Annotated in this window: 15 protein-coding genes and 1 rRNA gene; 5 read left to right on the top strand and 11 right to left on the bottom strand. The window is 66.6% G+C overall.

What is annotated here, in order from left to right; genetic code table 11:
• Positions 1-13: 13 nt before the first annotated feature.
• The 5 genes from AC07WC_RS00080 to AC07WC_RS00060 form a co-directional block, all read right to left on the bottom strand.
• A complete protein-coding gene (locus tag AC07WC_RS00080) occupies positions 14-604 on the bottom strand; it encodes a cytochrome c oxidase assembly protein (RefSeq protein ID WP_495208243.1) in 591 nt (196 codons plus the stop codon).
• Positions 601-735 carry a hypothetical protein gene (locus AC07WC_RS00075; protein ID WP_019185996.1) on the bottom strand — a complete coding sequence of 45 codons (135 nt, stop codon included), beginning with the start codon at positions 733-735 and terminating at the stop codon, positions 601-603. The genes AC07WC_RS00080 and AC07WC_RS00075 overlap by 4 nt, the downstream gene beginning before the upstream one ends.
• An 8-nt stretch (positions 736-743) precedes the next feature.
• Positions 744-2,354, bottom strand: a complete 1,611-nt coding sequence (gene ctaD / locus AC07WC_RS00070; RefSeq protein WP_495208242.1) for a cytochrome c oxidase subunit I — start codon at positions 2,352-2,354, stop codon at positions 744-746.
• A gap of 64 nt (positions 2,355-2,418) precedes the next feature.
• A complete protein-coding gene (gene coxB / locus AC07WC_RS00065) occupies positions 2,419-3,354 on the bottom strand; it encodes a cytochrome c oxidase subunit II (RefSeq protein WP_495208241.1) in 936 nt (311 codons plus the stop codon).
• Positions 3,355-3,365: 11 nt separating this feature from the next.
• Positions 3,366-3,842, bottom strand: coding sequence for a DUF2244 domain-containing protein (locus AC07WC_RS00060; RefSeq protein ID WP_495208240.1), 477 nt, complete (start codon positions 3,840-3,842; stop codon positions 3,366-3,368).
• Between the two features lie 276 nt (positions 3,843-4,118).
• Between AC07WC_RS00060 and putA the strand changes: the two genes are divergently transcribed.
• Complete coding sequence (putA, locus tag AC07WC_RS00055) at positions 4,119-7,343, top strand: bifunctional proline dehydrogenase/L-glutamate gamma-semialdehyde dehydrogenase PutA (RefSeq protein ID WP_495208239.1); 3,225 nt, start codon at positions 4,119-4,121, stop codon at positions 7,341-7,343.
• A 58-nt stretch (positions 7,344-7,401) separates the two neighbouring features.
• On the opposite strand, the gene AC07WC_RS00050 is transcribed toward putA, so the two are convergent.
• Together AC07WC_RS00050 and AC07WC_RS00045 are read right to left on the bottom strand one after the other, a co-directional pair.
• Positions 7,402-8,046, bottom strand: a complete 645-nt coding sequence (locus AC07WC_RS00050; protein WP_495208238.1) for a hypothetical protein — start codon at positions 8,044-8,046, stop codon at positions 7,402-7,404.
• 81 nt (positions 8,047-8,127) lie between these two features.
• A complete protein-coding gene (locus AC07WC_RS00045) occupies positions 8,128-8,514 on the bottom strand; it encodes a GFA family protein (RefSeq protein ID WP_495208237.1) in 387 nt (128 codons plus the stop codon).
• 179 nt (positions 8,515-8,693) lie between these two features.
• On the opposite strand from AC07WC_RS00045, the gene AC07WC_RS00040 reads away from it, so the two are divergent.
• Positions 8,694-9,653, top strand: coding sequence for a GlxA family transcriptional regulator (locus AC07WC_RS00040; protein ID WP_495208236.1), 960 nt, complete (start codon positions 8,694-8,696; stop codon positions 9,651-9,653).
• 87 nt (positions 9,654-9,740) lie between these two features.
• On the opposite strand, the gene AC07WC_RS00035 is transcribed toward AC07WC_RS00040, so the two are convergent.
• Positions 9,741-11,084 (bottom strand): outer membrane protein transport protein, encoded by a 1,344-nt coding sequence (locus AC07WC_RS00035; protein WP_495208235.1) that lies wholly within the window; start codon positions 11,082-11,084, stop codon positions 9,741-9,743.
• A gap of 227 nt (positions 11,085-11,311) precedes the next feature.
• On the opposite strand from AC07WC_RS00035, the gene AC07WC_RS00030 reads away from it, so the two are divergent.
• The gene (locus tag AC07WC_RS00030) at positions 11,312-12,004 is read left to right on the top strand and encodes a rhomboid family intramembrane serine protease (RefSeq protein ID WP_019186003.1); all 693 of its coding nucleotides are present in this window, start codon (positions 11,312-11,314) and stop codon (positions 12,002-12,004) included.
• Between the two features lie 92 nt (positions 12,005-12,096).
• Here the strand turns inward: AC07WC_RS00030 and AC07WC_RS00025 are convergent, their stop codons facing one another.
• A complete protein-coding gene (locus AC07WC_RS00025) occupies positions 12,097-13,623 on the bottom strand; it encodes a S41 family peptidase (protein ID WP_495208234.1) in 1,527 nt (508 codons plus the stop codon).
• A 127-nt stretch (positions 13,624-13,750) separates the two neighbouring features.
• Positions 13,751-15,076 (bottom strand): murein hydrolase activator EnvC family protein, encoded by a 1,326-nt coding sequence (locus AC07WC_RS00020; RefSeq protein WP_495208233.1) that lies wholly within the window; start codon positions 15,074-15,076, stop codon positions 13,751-13,753.
• A gap of 97 nt (positions 15,077-15,173) precedes the next feature.
• Here AC07WC_RS00020 and AC07WC_RS00015 point away from each other — a divergent pair, with 97 nt between their 5' ends.
• Positions 15,174-15,836: a hypothetical protein gene (locus tag AC07WC_RS00015; RefSeq protein WP_495208232.1), complete on the top strand. Its 663-nt coding sequence runs from the start codon at positions 15,174-15,176 to the stop codon at positions 15,834-15,836.
• Between the two features lie 54 nt (positions 15,837-15,890).
• Positions 15,891-17,621, top strand: a complete 1,731-nt coding sequence (locus AC07WC_RS00010; RefSeq protein ID WP_495208231.1) for a M28 family metallopeptidase — start codon at positions 15,891-15,893, stop codon at positions 17,619-17,621.
• Positions 17,622-18,114: 493 nt separating this feature from the next.
• On the opposite strand, the gene rrf is transcribed toward AC07WC_RS00010, so the two are convergent.
• A 5S ribosomal RNA gene (gene rrf / locus AC07WC_RS00005) occupies positions 18,115-18,229 on the bottom strand.
• Positions 18,230-18,350: the final 121 nt, after the last annotated feature.

Below are 18,350 nucleotides of genomic sequence, written 5' to 3'. Positions count from 1 at the left end.
GGTCCGGTCCGGATCAGGGAGCTGCACGCGCGCCGCTCGGCAGGTTGGCCGGGGCCAGCTGCGCGGACAAGGCGTCGTTCTTGTAGAAGGTGTAGGACAGGGTGATCGTGGTGATGTTGGCCGGCAGGTCGGGATCGACGATGAAGCGCACCGGCATGTCGCGTTTCTCACCGGCCTGCAGGGTCTGCGCGGTGAAGCAGAAACACTCGGTCTTGCTGAAGTAGCCGGAGGCCTTGGCCGGGGCCACCGATGGCACTGCACTGCCGACCAGCGCGCGGTCGCTGTCATTGCGGGCGTAGTACAGCGCTTCGTTGAGCTCACCGGGCACCACGTCCATCGTCAGCTGCTCGGGATGGAAGGCCCACGGCAGCTTGGAATTCACGCCGCCATCGAACTCCACCCGCACCGTGCGCTTGCCGGTGGCGGCGGCAGTGCCCGCCGCAGCGCCGGGGCCGCGCTCCAGGCGCACGCCGAACACCTTTTCGCAGGCGATGCGGTACAGCGGCACCAGCGAGAAGGTCAGCACGAATACCGCCAGGGCCACCCCGATCAGGCGGGGCAGGCCCGCATGACGTGCGGGCGGGACCGGGCGCGGATCGTTCATCGCCCGATCACCCCGCTGAGGATGAAGCCGGCATAGACCATCACCGCGACGATGCCGACCGCCCACGCGGTGCGATGCGCGCGGCGGCGCTGCAGGGCCTGCTCATCGGGTGTGCGGAGCGTACTGGTCATGAGCGGCCTCAATGGGTGATGTCGTCATGGGCCAGATCACCCGGACGGATGGTCGGCGGCGTGGTGAAGGTATGCGCCGGTGCGGGCGAGGGAATCGTCCACTCCAGGCCACGCGCGCCTTCCCAGCAGCGGTCGGCGGCCTTCGCGCCGTGGCGCAGCGAGTGCCACAGGATCGCGGCCATCATGAAGGGCGTGGCGAACATGCCGAAGGCGCCGATCGAGCTGATCAGGTTCCAGTCGGCGAAAGCCACGCTGTAATCCGGGATACGCCGCGGCATGCCGGCCAGGCCGAGGAAGTGCTGCGGGAAGAACAGCAGGTTCACGAACACGATCGACCACCAGAAGTGCACCTTGGCCCAGGTCTCGCTGTACATGCGGCCGGTCCACTTGGGCCACCAGTAGTACACCGCGGCGATCAGCCCGAACACCGCGCCAGTGACCAGCACGTAGTGGAAGTGCGCGACCACGAAGTAGGTGTCGTGGTACTGGAAGTCGGCCACCACGATGGCCAGCATCAGGCCGGAGAAGCCGCCGATGGTGAACAGGATCACGAAGGCCACTGCCCACAGCATCGGCGCTTCGAACGTGAGCGAGCCGCGCCACATGGTGCTGACCCAGTTGAACACCTTCACCCCGGTCGGGATGGAGATGAGCATCGTGGCGAACATGAAGTAGATTTCGCCACCCAGCGGCATGCCCACGGTGAACATGTGGTGGGCCCAGACGATGAAGGACAGGAAGGCGATCGCGGCGATCGCGTAGACCATGGCCTGGTAACCGAACAGCGGCTTGCGGCTGAAGGTGGGGATGATCTCGCTGACCACGCCGAACGCCGGCAGGATCATGATGTAGACCTCCGGGTGCCCGAAGAACCAGAAGATGTGCTGGTACATCACCGGGTCACCGCCACCGGCGGCATTGAAGAAGCTGGTGCCGAAGAACTTGTCGGTGAGCAGCATCGTCACCGCGCCGGCGAGCACCGGCATCACCGCGATCAGCAGGAAGGCGGTGATCAGCCAGGCCCAGCAGAAGATCGGCATCTTCAGCAGATCGATGCCGGGGGCGCGCATGTTGAGCACGGTGGCGATGATGTTGATCGCGCCCATGATCGAGCTGATGCCGGCCACGTGGATGGCGAACACGCTGAAGGCGACGTTGTAGCCGCCCTGCAGCGACAGCGGCGGATACAACGTCCAGCCACCGGCCGGTGCGCCGCCGGGCAGGAACAGGGTCAGCAGCAGCAGGCTGAAGGCCACCGGCAGCAGCCAGAACGACCAGTTGTTCATGCGCGGCAGCGCCATGTCCGGCGCGCCGATCTGCAGCGGGATCATCCAGTTGGCCAGGCCGACGAAGGCCGGCATCACGCCACCGAAGATCATCACCAGCGCATGCACGGTGGTCATCTGGTTGAAGAACTCGGGCTTGACGAACTGCAGGCCCGGTTGCGCCAGTTCAGCGCGGATGATCACGCTCATCGCCGCGCCGATGATGAACATGATGAAGCTGAAAAGCAGGTAGAGCGTGCCGATGTCCTTGTGGTTGGTCGAGAAGAACCAACGCTCGAAGAACCCCTGCTGATGCCCGTGATGCCCGTCGTGGTCAACTGCGGAATGCGCCATCGCAACTACACCTCACTGTATCCGGTGGTACCCGCATCCGCCGGCTGGCGGGCGCGGCTCGATTTCAGGCGTTGCTGTCTGTTGCTGCAGCGGCAGGTTCGCTGGCCGGTGCCGGAGCCGCTTCGGCCGGCGCAGTCGGCGCAGGGGCCGGGGCCGCCTCCGGTACAGGGGCCGGCGCAGGCTTCTTGGAGGCCAGCCATTTCTGGTAGTCCTCCTTGGAGACCGCCTCGACCACGATCGGCATGAAGCCGTGATCCTTGCCACACAGTTCGGCGCACTGACCGCGGTACACGCCGGGCTGCTCGATGTTGGTCCAGGCCTCGTTGATGAAGCCGGGAATCGCATCCTGCTTCCAGCCCAGCGCCGGCACCCACCACGCGTGGATGACGTCGTCGGAGGTGATCACGAAGCGCACCTTGGTATCGACCGGCAGCACCAGGCGGTTGTCGACATCCAGCAGGTAATGCGGATGGCTGTCGCGGGTCGGCACCACGCCACTCTGGCGGACACGGTCGGACTCACGGTCCAGGCGGCTGGTGAAGCTGACGTTCTCGCCGAGGTATTCGTACTTCCACATCCACTGGTAGCCGGTGACCTTGACGGTCATTTCCGAATCGCGGGTGTCGTAGAACTTGATCAGATTGGCCGTGGCCGGCCAGGCCATCACCACCAGGATGATCACCGGGATCACCGTCCAGATGACCTCGGCCTTGGTGTTGTGGCTGAAGGTGGCGGCGACGGCGCCCTTGGATTTGCGGAACTTGAAGATCGCGTAGAACAGCGCGCCGAACACCAGCACCCCGATCACGGTACAGACCCACAGCGAGAACAGGTTGGACTCCCACGCCAACCGCGAGCTCTGGGTCACCCCCTTGCCCATGTTCAATTGCCACGGTTTGGGGTCGGCCGCCTGGGCCCACGCCATGGCCGGCGCCAGCAGCGCGGCCCCGCTCAACACTGATTTCCCGAACGTCCTGCCCCACTTTCTGCATTGCTTCATTGCCTAGACCCTTAGCGTCGTCGGTTGCGGCCGTCATTGGCCGCGAGCAAGCCTTCTAGTTTCTGAGCCAGTACCTGGCGTTCGGCCGGTGCGAGGAAACTCCCCACGTCCACCTGCCTACCGCTGGATGCCAGCCGGACTCTGCGTTCGTCGGCGATCAGCCTCACCCAGTGCGGGTGGGCGCTGAACACCGGCGAATGCCCGGGTGCGGGAATCACTTCCACGCACGCCGGCACTACCCGGATCTCTTCCTGCCGTTCTCCACTGCGCCACACCGTGCGCAGCGCCGCTGCCAGCAACGCGCTGTACAGCAGAGCAAACACGGGGGCGAACACGTTGCCGGTGAACCAGCCCAGGCCGGCCGCCAGCCACATCACCCCCGCCAATACCGCAAACAACAGGACGAACTGCCGGGCATCGAGCGCCCGTGGGGGACGCAGCCGCAGTTGCGTCCCTGATCCGTCCGGAGCGATGAGCACCTCGATCATGTCGCAACCGCGTTTTTCCTGCCGCGGGAAACGTCTCGATGGTAGCCCTGCTCTCCAGCGAGTAGCAAGGGTCCATTCACAGTTTCAGGAATGTTGCAATACAGCATCACGCGCGTCGGCCGTTTTGACGAAATCAGCACAATAAATAGAAGCCGGGTCGATTCCGCCGAATCCCCCTGTATGAAAGGCTATGCGCTTGATACCGAGGGCCACGAAAAGCGCTTGACTCGCCCAAAAAACGATTAAAATGGTCAAGTTCTCCACGAGCCGACCGGCATGACTGCATCTTCTGTCCTTCCCCCTGCCCCGGCATCGTCCGGCGCCGCCCGCCCGCCGCTGCTGTCCCCCGAGCTGCCGGCTGTTCCCAACACGTTCCGCCAGGCGATCACCGATACCTGGTTGAAGGACGAGGCCACCCACGTGCGCGAGCTGCTGGAGCAGGCACGCCTGCCCGCCGCCGAGCAGGCCAGGGTGCAGGCCACCGCTGCCGACCTGGTCAAGCGCGTGCGCGTGCGTGCCCAGGACCAGGGCGCGATCGAGGCCTTCATGCGCCAGTACGATCTGGGCAGCGAGGAAGGCGTGCTGCTGATGTGCGTGGCCGAAGCGCTGCTGCGCATTCCGGACCAGGAGACCGCCGACAAGCTGATCCGCGACAAGCTCGGCGATGCCGACTGGAAAAAGCACATGGGCGGCAGCGACTCGGTGCTGGTCAACGCCTCCACCTGGGGCCTGATGCTGACCGGCCGCCTGGTCCAGATCAACGATGCCACCCGCGCCGATGTGCCGGGCGCGTTCAAGCGCCTGATCGGCCGCGTGGGTGAGCCGGTGATCCGCCTGGCCGTGCGCCAGGCGATGAAGATCATGGGCCACCAGTTCGTCATGGGCCGCACCATCGACGAAGCGTTGCCGCGCTCGCACAAGGGCGACAACGCCAGCTACCGCTATTCGTTCGACATGCTCGGCGAAGGCGCGCTGACCATGAAGGACGCCAAGCGTTACCTGGAAGACTACCGTCGCGCGATCCACTCGATCGGCGGTGACCACAAGGCCCGCGGCGGCCGCCCGGACGGCGATGTCAATTCGGCCCCGGGCATCTCGATCAAGCTCTCCGCGCTGTACCCGCGCTACGAGCATGCCAAGCGCGCACGCGTGATGGCCGACCTGGTCCCGGGCGTGCTGGAACTGGCGCAGCTGGCCAAGTCCTATGGCATCGGCTGCACCGTCGACGCCGAAGAAACCGACCGCCTGGAACTGTCGCTGGACATCATCGAGACGGTGGTCAGCGATGCCTCGCTCGCCGGCTGGGAAGGCTTCGGCGTGGTCGTGCAGTCGTACCAGAAGCGTACCCCGTACACGATCGACTACCTGGCCGATCTGGCCCGCCGCATCGGTCGTCGCCTGCAGGTGCGCCTGGTCAAGGGCGCTTACTGGGATGCGGAGATCAAGCGCGCGCAGATCGACGGTCTGCCGGCCTACCCGGTGTTCACCCGCAAGCAGAACACCGACGTGTCCTACCTGGCCTGCGCCAAGCGGCTGTTCACGCACAGCGATGCGATCTACCCGATGTTCGCCACGCACAACGCGCACACCATCGCGGCCGTGCAGGCGATCGCCAAGGGCGGCCAGTACGAGCACCAGAAGCTGCACGGCATGGGCGATGACCTGTATGCCGAAGTGGTACCGGCCGACCGCCTGAACGTACCGTGCCGCGTGTACGCGCCGGTCGGTTCGCATGAAGACCTGCTGCCGTACCTGGTGCGTCGCCTGCTCGAGAACGGCGCCAACTCCAGCTTCGTCAACCGCATCACCGATGAGAACGTGGCCATCGACGACCTGATCCGCGATCCGGTTGAAGTGGTCTCCTCGTTCGCATCCATCCCGCATCCGAAAATCCCGCTGCCGGTCGATCTGCTGCGCAGCCAGAACCATGACAGGAAGAACTCCATGGGCGTCAATCTCGCCAACGACAACGATCTGCGCGCTCTGGCCGAGCAGCTCAACGCGGCCGTGAAGCCGTGGCATGCCGCGCCGCTGGTGCCGGGTGCCAACCCGACCGCTGCGCTGTTGAACGTGACCAACCCGTCCGACACCCGCCAGGTCGTCGGCCAGTGGCAGCCGGCCGACAGCGCCACCGTGGAAAAGGCCCTGGCCAATGCCGTAGCCGCGCAGCCGGCCTGGAACCGCACCCCGGCCGCCAGCCGCGCCGCCATCCTCGAGCACGCTGCCGACCAGCTGGAAGCACGCCTGCCGGAGTTCATGGCGCTGTGCGTCAAGGAAGCCGGCAAGAGCCTGCCCGACGGCATCGCCGAAGTGCGCGAAGCGGTCGACTTCCTGCGCTACTACGCCAAGCAGGCACGCGAGCAGTTCGGCCATGCCGAGAAGCTGCCGAGCCCGACCGGCGAATCCAACGAACTGCAGCTGCATGGCCGCGGCGTGTTCGTCTGCATCAGCCCGTGGAACTTCCCGCTGGCGATCTTCCTGGGCCAGGTCAGCGCCGCACTGGCGGCCGGCAACAGCGTGATCGCCAAGCCGGCCGAGCAGACCAATCTGATCGGTTACTACGCGGTGAAGCTGCTGCTCGACGCCGGCGTGCCGGAAGGCGTGCTGCAGTTCCTGCCGGGCGACGGTGCGACCGTTGGCGCCGCGCTGACCGCCGACCCGCGCGTGGCCGGCGTGGCCTTCACCGGCTCGACCGACACCGCCCGTGCGATCAACCGTGCAATGGCCGCACGCGACGCCGCGATCGGTGTGCTGATCGCCGAAACCGGCGGCCAGAACGCCTTCATCGCCGACTCCTCGGCGCTGCCGGAGCAGCTGGTCAAGGACGCGATCGGGTCGGCCTTCACCTCCGCCGGCCAGCGCTGCTCGGCCGCGCGCGTGCTGTTCGTGCAGGACGACATCGCCGACAAGGTGATGACCATGCTGTCCGGCGCGATGGCCGAGCTGAAGGTCGGTGACCCGGGTCTGCTCTCCACCGACGTCGGCCCGGTGATCGATGCCGATGCGCTGCAGATCCTCAAGGACCATGCCGTGCGCATGGAGAAGGAAGCACGCCTGATCGCCGCTGCCACGCTCAGCGACGAAGCGGCACACGGCACCTTCTTCGCCCCGCGCGCTTACGAGCTGAAGAACCTGGACCAGCTGCACAAGGAAATCTTCGGGCCGGTGCTGCACGTGATCCGCTGGAAGGGCGATCAGCTTGATGCGGTGATCGACCAGATCAACGCCACCGGCTACGGCCTGACCCTGGGCGTGCATTCGCGCATCGACGAAACCGTCGACCGCATTTCCTCGCGCATCAACGTCGGCAACGTGTACGTCAACCGCAACCAGATCGGTGCGGTGGTCGGCGTGCAGCCGTTCGGCGGCCAGGGCCTGTCCGGTACCGGCCCGAAGGCCGGCGGCCCGCACTACCTGCTGCGCTTCGCCACCGAAAAGACCGTCACCGTGAACACCACGGCGGCCGGCGGCAATGCCTCGCTGCTGACGCTGGGCGACTGATTCCAGCGCGCGTGCGTTGAACGAAAAACCCCCGCGAAAGCGGGGTTTTTTGTGGGCATCACTCTTCGATGGACTCGATCTCATCGCGCATCAGCAGTTCGTTGCCCAGGTAGCGCTCGAACTTGATGCGGCCGAAGCCGGCGGCGTACCAGGCCTCGATACGGTTGTCTTCAAAGGTCGCCGTGACGTGGCAGGTGTCCTTGAAGGTCCGGGGCTGGTAGCCGATGTCCGTCTCCAGATCTTCGAAGCCGACGAAGGTGTAATCGGAGAAGCCGTCGTAGTCGATCGGCTCGACCGTCTCTTCGACATGGTTCGTGCGCTCGCCCTTGCCGTTGACCTCGAACCGATCGCCGGGCTTGGCGCTCTGCGGGAACGTCGGCGCAGGCTTGAAGATGTCGGTCATCACCGGCCTGGAGCCGTCGCCACCCCAGGCGGAAATGCCGAGGCGCTCCTGGCCGAGGAGCTGGCGCCCGCTGGCATCGTAGTAGCTGGCCGTGCCAACGCCACCGCCGGCGCTGCTCACCTTGATCGCATCCTGGCCGGCGAAGGTGGCCTTTTCCGTGGTCAGCGTTTCATCACTGTTGGACCATGACACGCCCGGGGTCAGGGTAAAGCAGGCCGCAAAATCCGGTGCCGCCAGGGCCGGCAGCGCGAGGCTGACCAGACCGAGAGCAAGCGAGGAGCGCAGCAGCAGAGACGACATATACAGATCCTTGTCAGTAAGCACGGGACGGCAGGGGCGCCATCCGGGCGGGGATTGTACGTCGTGATGGTGGCCTGCTCGTTACCTTGAACCTCGCGTCCCCCTCAGCGCCGCGACGGCCTGCTCCCAGTGCCGTCCGTCGAAACACTGGATCACCTGCGTGGACAGATCCACGCCCTCCACGCAACGCAGGTTGACCACCCATTTATCCGGCGCGATGCGCGGATGACTGAAGGGTCCCGCGCCGCAGTGACGGCAGAAGAAGTGCGCCGCCGTCCGCGTGCCGAAGCGATACGTCGACAGATCCGCCTCGCCCTCGAGCAGGCGGAACTGCGTGGCGTCCACCAGCTGCCACACTGCACCGCGGCGGTGACACAGCGAACAGGTGCACTCGAACACAGGCGCGGACGTGGCCTCAACCTCGAAGCGCACCTTGCCGCAGTGGCAGGAACCGGACAATGGGGGCATGGCGTTCTCCTCTTCGGCAGGGACAGCCGACGATCAGGCCGACGCGCTGCGCGGTTGCGGTGCAATGGCTGCGCCGTTCGCGGGTGCGCCTCGCGCGCCGCAGGCGGGGTCTCCATTGGAGCCGAACGCCACACGCGGCAACATCGGCCGATCCGACATCTTTCGTGCACAATCAGCCAATGCATGATTTCACCGTCATCGTCCTGCCGGGCGCATTCGCCTCCAGCGTTGCGCTGACCCTGGACATCCTCACCACGGCCGCCACGCTGGCGCCGCGACTGGGCCTGCCAGTACCGCGCTGGCAGGTCTGCAGCCCCGCCCGGGGCGCTGTCCGGCTGGGCACGCATCTGCAGCTGCGTGCCCAACCGCTGCCGCGCGCCGCCAACCCGCAGTCCTGCTGGATCGTGCCCGGGCTGGGCGTGGAGGATCCGGAGGCCATCGCGCAGCGCCTGCGCGAACCGGACATCCCGGGCGTACGGCGGGCGCTGCGCGCGCACGTGGCGGCGGGCGGGTGTGTCGCAGCCTCGTGTGCGTCCGTGTTCCTGCTGCACGACGCGGGACTGCTGGCCGGGCGCAGCGTGACCACCACCTGGTGGCTGGCCGGCGCACTGCAGCGACAGGCTCCTGACTGCCAGGTCGATCCGGACCGCATGGTGATCGACGACACCCCGGTGATCACCGCGGGGGCAGCGCTCGGGCATACCGATCTGATGCTGTACCTGCTGCGGCAGCGCTTCGGGCCGGTCCTGCCCGATGCGGTGGCGCGGGCATTGCTGCTGGATCGCCGGCAGCTGCAATCCCCCTTCATGGTCCCGGCGATGATGGCGCAGGGCAGTGCACTGATTGCCTCGCTCACCGCGCATATCGAAGCCACGTTGCCGGCCACGGTCAGTGTCGGCGCGCTCGCCGTGCACGCCGGGATGTCCACCCGCACCTTGTCGCGGCAGGTGAGCAGGGCGACCGGGCAAGGGCCGCTGCACCTGATCCGCAGCGTGCAGTTGAACCAGGCGCGCGCACTGCTGGAGAACAGCCGTTACTCGGTGGAAACCGTGGCCGAACGCGTGGGCTATCGCGATCCCACTGCATTGCGCCGGCTGATGCGCAAGCGCCTCAACGCGACCCCGCGGCAGTTGCGCTGACCCTGCGCGCGGTGGCGGCAGGCAACAAAAAACCCCGCTTTCGCGGGGTTTTCTGCTGCTGCGTTCAACCGATCAGCGCTGCGTCGATCAGAACTTGTAGTTGAACGATGCGGCCAGCACGTCGCCACGGACCTTGTACTTGCCGTTGAGCGAGTTGCCCTGGTTGTTGGTGGTGCCACCGATGATCACGTCCGGATCCTTGGTGAACAGGTGGGTGTAACCGAAGTTGTATTCGGTGTTCGCCGACGGGGTCCAGCCCACGCCCAGCGACAGCCACTTGCGGCTGGTATCCGGCACGCGCACATCGCGGTGTGCGTTGGTGGTCGGGGTCTGGTCCAGCGCGATACCGCCACGCAGGGTCACGGTGTCGCTCAGCTTGTAGTCGGTACCCAGCGAGACGAAGGTCGTGTCGCGGTAGCCGAACTCGAGCACCGAATCGGGCTGCGCCGAAGCGAAGTCGATGGTGACCTGGTCGAACGCGGTCGACCAGGCGGTGCGGGTCACATCACCCATCACGGTCCAGCGGTCGTTGACGTTGTGCGTGACGCTCAGGGTGGCCGAGGCCGGCAGGGTCAGGGTGGCCTTGCCCGAGGTGCTCACGAAGCGACCCGGCTGGGCCACGGCCAGCACGGCAGCGGCGTTGGACGGCACGTCGAAGGTGGCGTCGCCGCCGGTGATCTTGTGCTCGACCTTGGAACGGTAGCTGATGCCGATGTGGGTGTTCTCATCGGGGCTGAACAAGCCACCGACGGTCCAGCCCACGGCATTGTTGTCGCCTTCGACAGTCAGCTTGCCATCGGCACTGCCCGGGGCGAAGCCCGGCACGCGGGACTGGGCCAGCGCGGTGCCGAAGTCGATCTGGTTGCTCAGCTCGATGGTCAGGTGCTCGACGAACACGGACGCGCCGAAGGACACGTACGGGTTGACGTCATAGGAGGCGGCGAAGCCCAGGTCGATGGCCTTCATGTCGGTCTTCAGACCGCTGTAGCGGCCGACCCAGCCATTGTCGTAATCGGTCTTGAAGCCGAAGGGTGCGGTCAGCGAGACGCCGAAGTGCGCCTTTTCGCCGATCGGCATGTGGAAGTACGCGGCCGGGACCGGCGCGATCATGCCGGCGTCGCCGCCGTTACCGCCGGTCTGCGGCTGGCCGGTCGGCTTGCGGCCGGTGCCGTTGAACTTGGCCGAGAAGCTGATGGCGCTCAGGTCGCCCTGGACCTGCATGCCTTCGAGCTGGCGCATGCCGGCCGGGTTGACGGCCATGATGGAGGCATCGCCGGCGGCGCTGCCGGAACCGGCGAAGGCGCGGCCGAGGCCCTTGGCGCTGTTTTCCTTGAGCTGGAAGGCGGCGGCGTGGACATGGCCGACGGCCAGGACGCCGGCAATGCCGACAGCCAGGGCGGTGACGCGGGCAAGCATGGAAGCGGTATGCATTGTTGGTTCTCTCCGGATAGCGGTCATGTTTTGGCTACGCGCGCCTGCGTTTTCCCTTCCCTTGACGGGTCAGGACAACGCGCCGGATTCCCCTCCCGACATACGACGCCGTATGCGAGTATACCGAGAGCGGTTAATGAAACAATAACGTGGCTCGTGTCGGTGGCTATTCATGCTGAACGCGACATATCCCCGTCAGGCTGGGCTCCGCGCTAGGCTAGTGCCGCATGTTCGTGTCGACCCCCTCCCGCAAGAAAGCCGCCTACCGCTGGGCCACCCCCCTGCTGTTCGCTGCGCTATGGGTCGCCTTCCTGTGGTCGATCTCGCGGCCGGACGACGCCCGGCGCAGCCTGTGGATGGACTGGGGTGCATTGTCGACCGGCCTGACCCATCCCCTGGACTGGTGGGCGACCCTGCAGGATGGCAGCGTGCTGCGGCTGTTCACCGCGCTGTTCCTGCATGCGGACTGGTCGCATCTGCTGGGCAACCTGGTGTTCCTGTTGATCTTCGGGCTGCCGGCCGAGCGCGTGCTGGGGCCATGGCGGCTGATGCTGCTGTTCCTGGTCGGCGGGGCGATCTCCAACCTGACCGCGATCTACACCATGGGCAGCCCGGACCAGATCATCATCGGTGCCAGCGGCGCGGTGTCGGCGCTGATCGGTGCCTACCTGGCGCTGTTCCCGGGCGCGCGGCTGGGCGTGGTGATTCCACTGGGCCTGTTCCTGGAATTCGTGCGCGCCCCGGCCTATCTGCTGATCGGGGTATGGGCAGCGCTGCAGGTGGTGTTCGCCTACATCGGCCCGACCTTCGGCATGGTCGCCTGGTGGGCGCACATCGCCGGCTTCGTGTTCGGCCTGGGCTACGGTGTGTATGTGCGTGCGGCGATCGCGCGGCGGCTGCGCAAGCGGCACGGGTTCTAGAGAACAGCCGTCGCCTGGTGGTAGTGCCGGCCGCTGGCCGGCGCCACGCACGGTGGGGTCATGCAGCACCGGCCGGCGGCCGGCACTGCCGGTCAGGGCTTGATCGGCACTGTCGAGGCGGGTGCCTCGGGTTTGGCCGGCGCGGGCGTGGCCGGCGCAGCCGCAGGCTGCCCGGTGGGCTTTGTTTCGGTCGGCTTTGTTTCAGCCGGCTTCGTCTCTGACGGCTTAGCGCCGGCCGGCGTTGCCTCGGTCGGCTTGATCGCTGCCGCTGCCGGCTTGGGCGCCGGCTTCTTCGCCGCGTCCGCCTTCTGCCTGGCCAGCACCGAGCCGGGCTGCTTCAACTCCGCCAGCGCCTCGTTGATCGGGCCATCGCCGGGCAGCACGTCACCAGCCTTGTAACCTTCGGTGCCTTCTTCGTCACCGCGCAGGTGGCCGGGCAGCGTGGCTTCGCTGTAGTCGGTCAGGCTGGCCGGGAGGTCATCATCACCGGCACGCTTTTCCGGCTGCAGCAGGACGTCCGGGATGATGCCGGTGGCCTGGATGGACTTGCCGCTCGGGGTGAAATACCGCGCGGTGGTGAGCTTGACCGAATCGCCGTTGTCCAGCGGCAGCACGGTCTGTACCGAGCCCTTGCCGAAGGTGCGGCTGCCGACCACGCGCGCGCGGCCGTTGTCGCGCAGGGCACCGGCCAGCACTTCGGACGCGCTGGCCGAGCCGGCGTCGGCCAGCACCACGACCGGGGCGCCCTTGAGCAGATCGCCCGGGGTGGCATCGAAACGCGCATCACTGATCGAGATGCGGCCACGGGTGCTGACGATGTTGCCCTTCTCGAGCAGATCATCGGCGACCTGCACGGCTGCCGTGAGCAGGCCGCCCGGGTTGCTGCGCAGATCCAGCACCAGCCCCTTGAGCTTGCCACCGGCCTGCTGCTGCAGCTGGGCGACATGCTTCTGGAAGTCGGCGCCGGTGTCGGCCTGGAAGGTGCTCAGGCGGATGTAGCCATAACCGGGCTCGAGCATCTTGCTGCGCACGCTGGTCACGCGGATGGTCTCGCGGGTGACGGTGACATCGAACGGCTTGGGCTTGCCGTCGCGTACCAGGGTCAGCACGACCTTGGTGCCGGCCGCGCCACGCAGCGGTTCGGTGGCCTCGATCGCGCTGATCGGCTTGCCGTCGATGGCGATGATCAGATCGCCGGCGAGGATGCCCGCGCGTGCAGCCGGGGTGTCGTCGATCGGCGAGATCACTTTCAGGCTGCTGTTGTCGGGCTGCTGCTGCAGCTCCACGCCGATGCCGTCGTAGGCACCGTTGGCCTGCTCATCGAAGGCCTCGGCGTCTTCCTTGTCGAAATAGGTGCTGTGCGGATCCAGGTCCAGCAGCAGGCCGCGGATCGCGGACTGCATCAGCTTCTTGTCGTCGACCGGGTCGACGTAGGCGGCGCGTACTGCGTTGTAGACCGCCACGTAGCGGCGGATCTCTTCCAGCGGAACCCGTGAGGTCACCGCCTCTTCCGTCGTGGCCGCATCGGCCCCGCGTGCCGGCGCTTCGGCGGTCTGCTGCGCCCAGGACACCGCGGGCAACAGGGCCAGCAGCAAGGTGGCGGAACGGGCTACGCGCATGAAGCACTCCAGGATGAGCAGGGGACGGTTGATCCACGCACCAGGGTGCGTCGCCCGATTATGCGCGAAGCGACGATAAATTCCCGTTGAATCCCGCGCCTGGCGGAGCGCCGGTGTTGGGCGCGGTTTATCGCCGCTGCAGCCAGCTGCCCGGGTCGACCGGCTGGCCGTTGCGGCGCAGCTCGAAGTACAGCGCGGTCACGCCCTGCCCACCCGAGTTGCCGACCTTGGCCACGGCTTCGCCCTTCTTCACCGTGGCGCCGGCATCGCGCAGCAGGGTGTCGTTGTGGGCGTACAGGCTCATGTAGCCGTTGCCGTGGTCGACGATCAGGATCATGCCGTAGCCGGTCATCCAGTCGGAGAACACCACGGTGCCATCGGCGACGGCAGTGATCGTACTGCCGGCCGGTGCGCCGATCAGCACGCCACTGCTGGTGCGGCCATCGGGCAGCTTGCCGCCATAGCGGGCGAGCAGATTGCCGGACAACGGCCAGCCCAGGCCACCCACCTTCGGGGCCGGCGCGGACGCGACCGCAGGCGGCGTCTTGGTCGCACGCGGCGGCGGGCGCGTACCACTCGCGGCAGCAGCGCGTTCGGCCTTCTCGGCGGCCGCCTTTTCCGCGGCAGCGCGACGCGCGGCGGCGCGGCGTTCGGCTTCGGCACGCGCAGCCGCGGCACGCAGGTTGGCCAGCAGGGTTTCCAGCGCTTTGGCGTCCTGGCCCAGCGCCTTCTCGCGTTCGCTGCGGTCCTTGTAGCGCTCATCAAGCGTGGCCACCGTGGCAGCCCGCTCGCGGCGGTCATCGGCCAGCGTGGCGACCTGCTGCTTCTGCTGCTGGCGGGTGCCTTCCAGTGCCTTGCGCCGCTCGACGATCTCCGTCTCCACGCGCTGCAGTTCGGTGAGATCGGCCGTCAGCGACTGGATCCGCTGCGCGCGCTCGCGCTGCAGGTAGCGGTGGTAGGCCAGGCTGCGGTTCGCATCGGCGACCCGGTCCTGCGACAGCAGCAGCTTCAGCGGTGCATTGTTGCCGATGCGGTAGGCCGCGCGCAGCAGCGAGGCCAGCTCCGCCCGTTGCTGCTCCAGCCCGGCCTGCAGCGCATCGCGCTTGGCCTGGAGGTCGGCCATGGCGCGGGTTTCGCGCTGCAGTGCGGTTTCGGTCTGCGCCAGCACGCGTCCGGTGCGGGCCACTTTCTCATCGGCTTCGCGCAGCTGGCGCGATGCCTGTCCGCGCTGGCCTTCCAGATTCCGCCGTTCCTGGGCCACGCCCTTGAGCTCGCTGCGCAGCTTCTGCAGCTTGCGCTCGGCTTCCTTGGAGGATTGTGCGGCCAGCGGACTGGCGCCGAGCACGGCCACCGCCAGCAGCAGCGCACGCAACGCCGGAGTCAGCCACTGCGTGCGACCGCGTCCATCGGTCGGATTGTTATCCCGGCGTGAGGAAAAGGCGTTGTGGCGCAAGGGCTTTCCAGTGACTTCAGGCAGATGCGGATTGCAACGATGCATGGTGACATTCCTGCAGGCGGCCTGCCAGCCGCGCTCCACCATCGAGGTTCCCATGAAACGCTCCCTGCTTCCGCTGCTGCTGGCCCTGGCGCTGCCCTGTGCGCCGGCCTTGGCGAGCGACAACATCAGCAAGGTCAACGGCAGCATCTCAGCCGAGGCCGGCCAGAGCTACGGCAATCTGGAGACGGTCAACGGCGGCATCAAGGTTGCCGAAAGCGCCGTCACCGGTCGCATCGAAACCGTCAACGGCGGCATCCGCGTGGCCGATCGCGCGCGCACCGGTGGTATTTCCACGGTCAATGGCAGCGTCCGGGTCGGGCGCGAAGTGATCGCCAGTGGCGGCGTGGACACGGTCAACGGCGGCATCTTCCTGGATCGCGGTACCCAGATCGACGGTGGCCTGGAAACGGTCAACGGCAGCATCGGGCTGGTCGAAACGCGGGTGGCGCGCAGCATCGAAACCGTCAACGGCGACATCACCGTTGGCGTGGGCTCGCAGGTCGAGGGCGGGATCGAGGTCAAGAAGCCGAATTTCAATCTGTCGCTGACCCCGGGGCGCAAGCCGCGCGTGATCATCGGGCCGAATGCGTCGGTCAATGGCTCGCTGCAGTTCGAGCGTGAGGTGACCCTGTATGTGCACCGCACTGCCCGCATCGGCCCCGTCAGCGGCGCCGTGGCCGTGCCCTTCGATACCGACACCGCGCCGCAGGATTGATATTGTGGCTGCTGGTGCCGCGCGCACCCGCCTTTCCCGTTCCAGGAACCGATGATGCCCCGCAAACTTCTGTTGTGCCTTGCCGCTGCCGCTGCGCTGACCGCGTGCAAGGGCGAATCCACCGCGCCCACCACGGCGCCCGCCACCGACGCGGCGCCGACCGCACCGGGCCACGCGTTCTCGCCCGAGATCAACGCCGGCGACTTCGCCGAGCTGGTCAAGACCCTGGCCTCGGATGAGTTCGAAGGCCGCTCGCCCGGCAGCAAAGGCGAAGAGCTGACCGTCAATTACATCCGCGACCAGATGCAGCGCATCGGCCTGCAGCCGGGCAACGGCGACAGCTGGTTCCAGGACGTGGCGATGACCGAGACCACCGCCGACGAGTCGACCGTGCTCAAGCTGGACCAGGCGGGCAAGACCCGCGAGCTGGCGTTCGGCACCGACATGGTGATCGGCACCCGCAGCGGCCAGCCGGAAGTGAAGGTCCAGGACAGCGATCTGGTGTTCGTCGGCTACGGCGTGGACGCACCGGAGCAGAAGTGGAACGACTATGCCGGCCAGGACTGGAAGGGCAAGACGGTCGTGATGTTCGTCAACGACCCCGGCTTCCACGTCAATGACGAGAAGCTGTTCGACGGCAAGCGCATGACCTATTACGGGCGCTGGACGTACAAATTCGAAGAAGCCGCGCGCAAGGGCGCTGCTGCCGCGCTGATCGTGCACGACACCGCCGGTGCGTCCTACGGGTGGGACGTGGTCAAGAACTCGTGGGCCGGCCCGCAGTACGACCTGCCGGCCAAGGATGACCCGGAAGCGCGCCTGCCCGCACAGGGCTGGTTGAGCGCCGAGGCCGCGCGCAAGCTGTTCGCCGAGGCCGGCCTGGACCTGGACAAGGCCTACAAGGACGCCAGCAAGCGCGGCTTCAAGCCGGTCCCGCTGAAGGCCAAGGTGTCCTTCGACCTGAAGAGCACCATCGCCGAGAAGAAGTCGCGCAACGTGGTCGGCGTCCTGCCGGGCAGCAAGCGTGCCGATGAGGCGGTGCTGTACATGGCGCACTGGGATCACCTGGGCAAGCACGAGGGTGAGCAGGGCGACAACATCTACAACGGTGCCGTCGACAACGCGACCGGCGTGGCCGGCATCCTGGAAGTGGCCGACGCGATGGCGCACCAGCAGCCGGCACCGGAGCGGTCCGTGGTGTTCCTGGCGGTGACGCTGGAAGAATCCGGCCTGCTGGGCTCGAAGTACTACGTCAGCCACCCGACGTTCCCGCTGGACAAGATCGCCGGCGTGATCAACATCGATGCGATGTCGGTGGCCGGGCGTGCCAAGGACATGACCGTGACCGGCTTCGGCAGTTCCGAGCTGGAAGACATCCTCAAGCCGCTGGCGGCGAACCAGGGCCGTACCCTCCACGGCGAGACCGCGGTGCAGAGCGGCTTCTACTTCCGTTCGGATCACTTCAACTTCGCCAAGGCAGGCGTGCCGGCGCTGTATGCCGACGGGGGTGAGGATCTGCGCGAGGGTGGGGTGGAGGCTGGTCGCAAGGCCGCTGAAGACTACGGCAGCAATCGCTACCACGGCCCGAAGGATGAGTACGATCCGGCCACCTGGAAGCTGGATGGCACGGTCGAGGACCTGCAGCTGCTGTACGGGGTTGGCAAGGAACTGGCCGGCGGCGATCGTTGGCCGAACTGGTACGAAGGCAATCCGTTCAAGGCGGCCCGCGATGCGATGATGAAGGGCAAGGGCGCTGAGGCACCGGCCGCGGAGTCTGCGCACTGAGCGGTTGGTTGCGGTGATGTGATCTCTGTTTCATGAAAACGGCGCCTTTCGGGGCGCTGTTTTTTTTGGGTCTTTTCCTCTCCGCGTGGCGAACATGAAGTGCGGCAGCTTTCCGAGCGCTGCGGCGACTGGGTTGGCCGGGCGGTGGGATTGATCTGGTCAGTTCGCACACAGCACGCGAAGCCTCGTAGCGGCCGGTAGGCGCCTGGGCAAAATCAAGGAGGAGGGCGTCGCCGTCAGGCGGCGCCCGGGGGACATTTGCCGAGGGGCCTGCCGGTCGCTACGGGGCCCTTACGCTCGCGGAAGATGCAAGCGGAGACGCCCCCATTCCCAAAACGCAGAACTACCCAAACTACACCCGCCCAACCGGACGTAGCCGCCGTACGCGCACGACCATGCGCGTCTGCTTAGGGACTCTAGATCAGAGGCTCTCCGTCCGTTGAGAGAAGAAAAAAAACCCCGCTGCGTGAGCAGCGGGGTTTTGGGGTGTAAACCCTGGCGATGACCTACTCTCGCATGGCTTAGGCCACACTACCATCGGCGCAGCTGCGTTTCACTTCCGAGTTCGGGATGGGATCGGGTGGTGCCACAGCGCTAATTTCACCAGGGAGACGGTTGGAGCAGCGCAATGCGCCAGCTCAGCAGAGGTCTCTTCCGAGAAACAGATACCTGCAAAAACCAGGTGCCTGCAATAAAAGAAAACCCCGCTGCGTGAGCAGCGGGGTTTTC

The organism is Stenotrophomonas sp. GW821-FHT01H02A (assembly GCF_059422145.1).
Note: the sequence above shows the minus strand (reverse complement) of the source record. Positions and strands in the feature narration are given on the sequence as shown.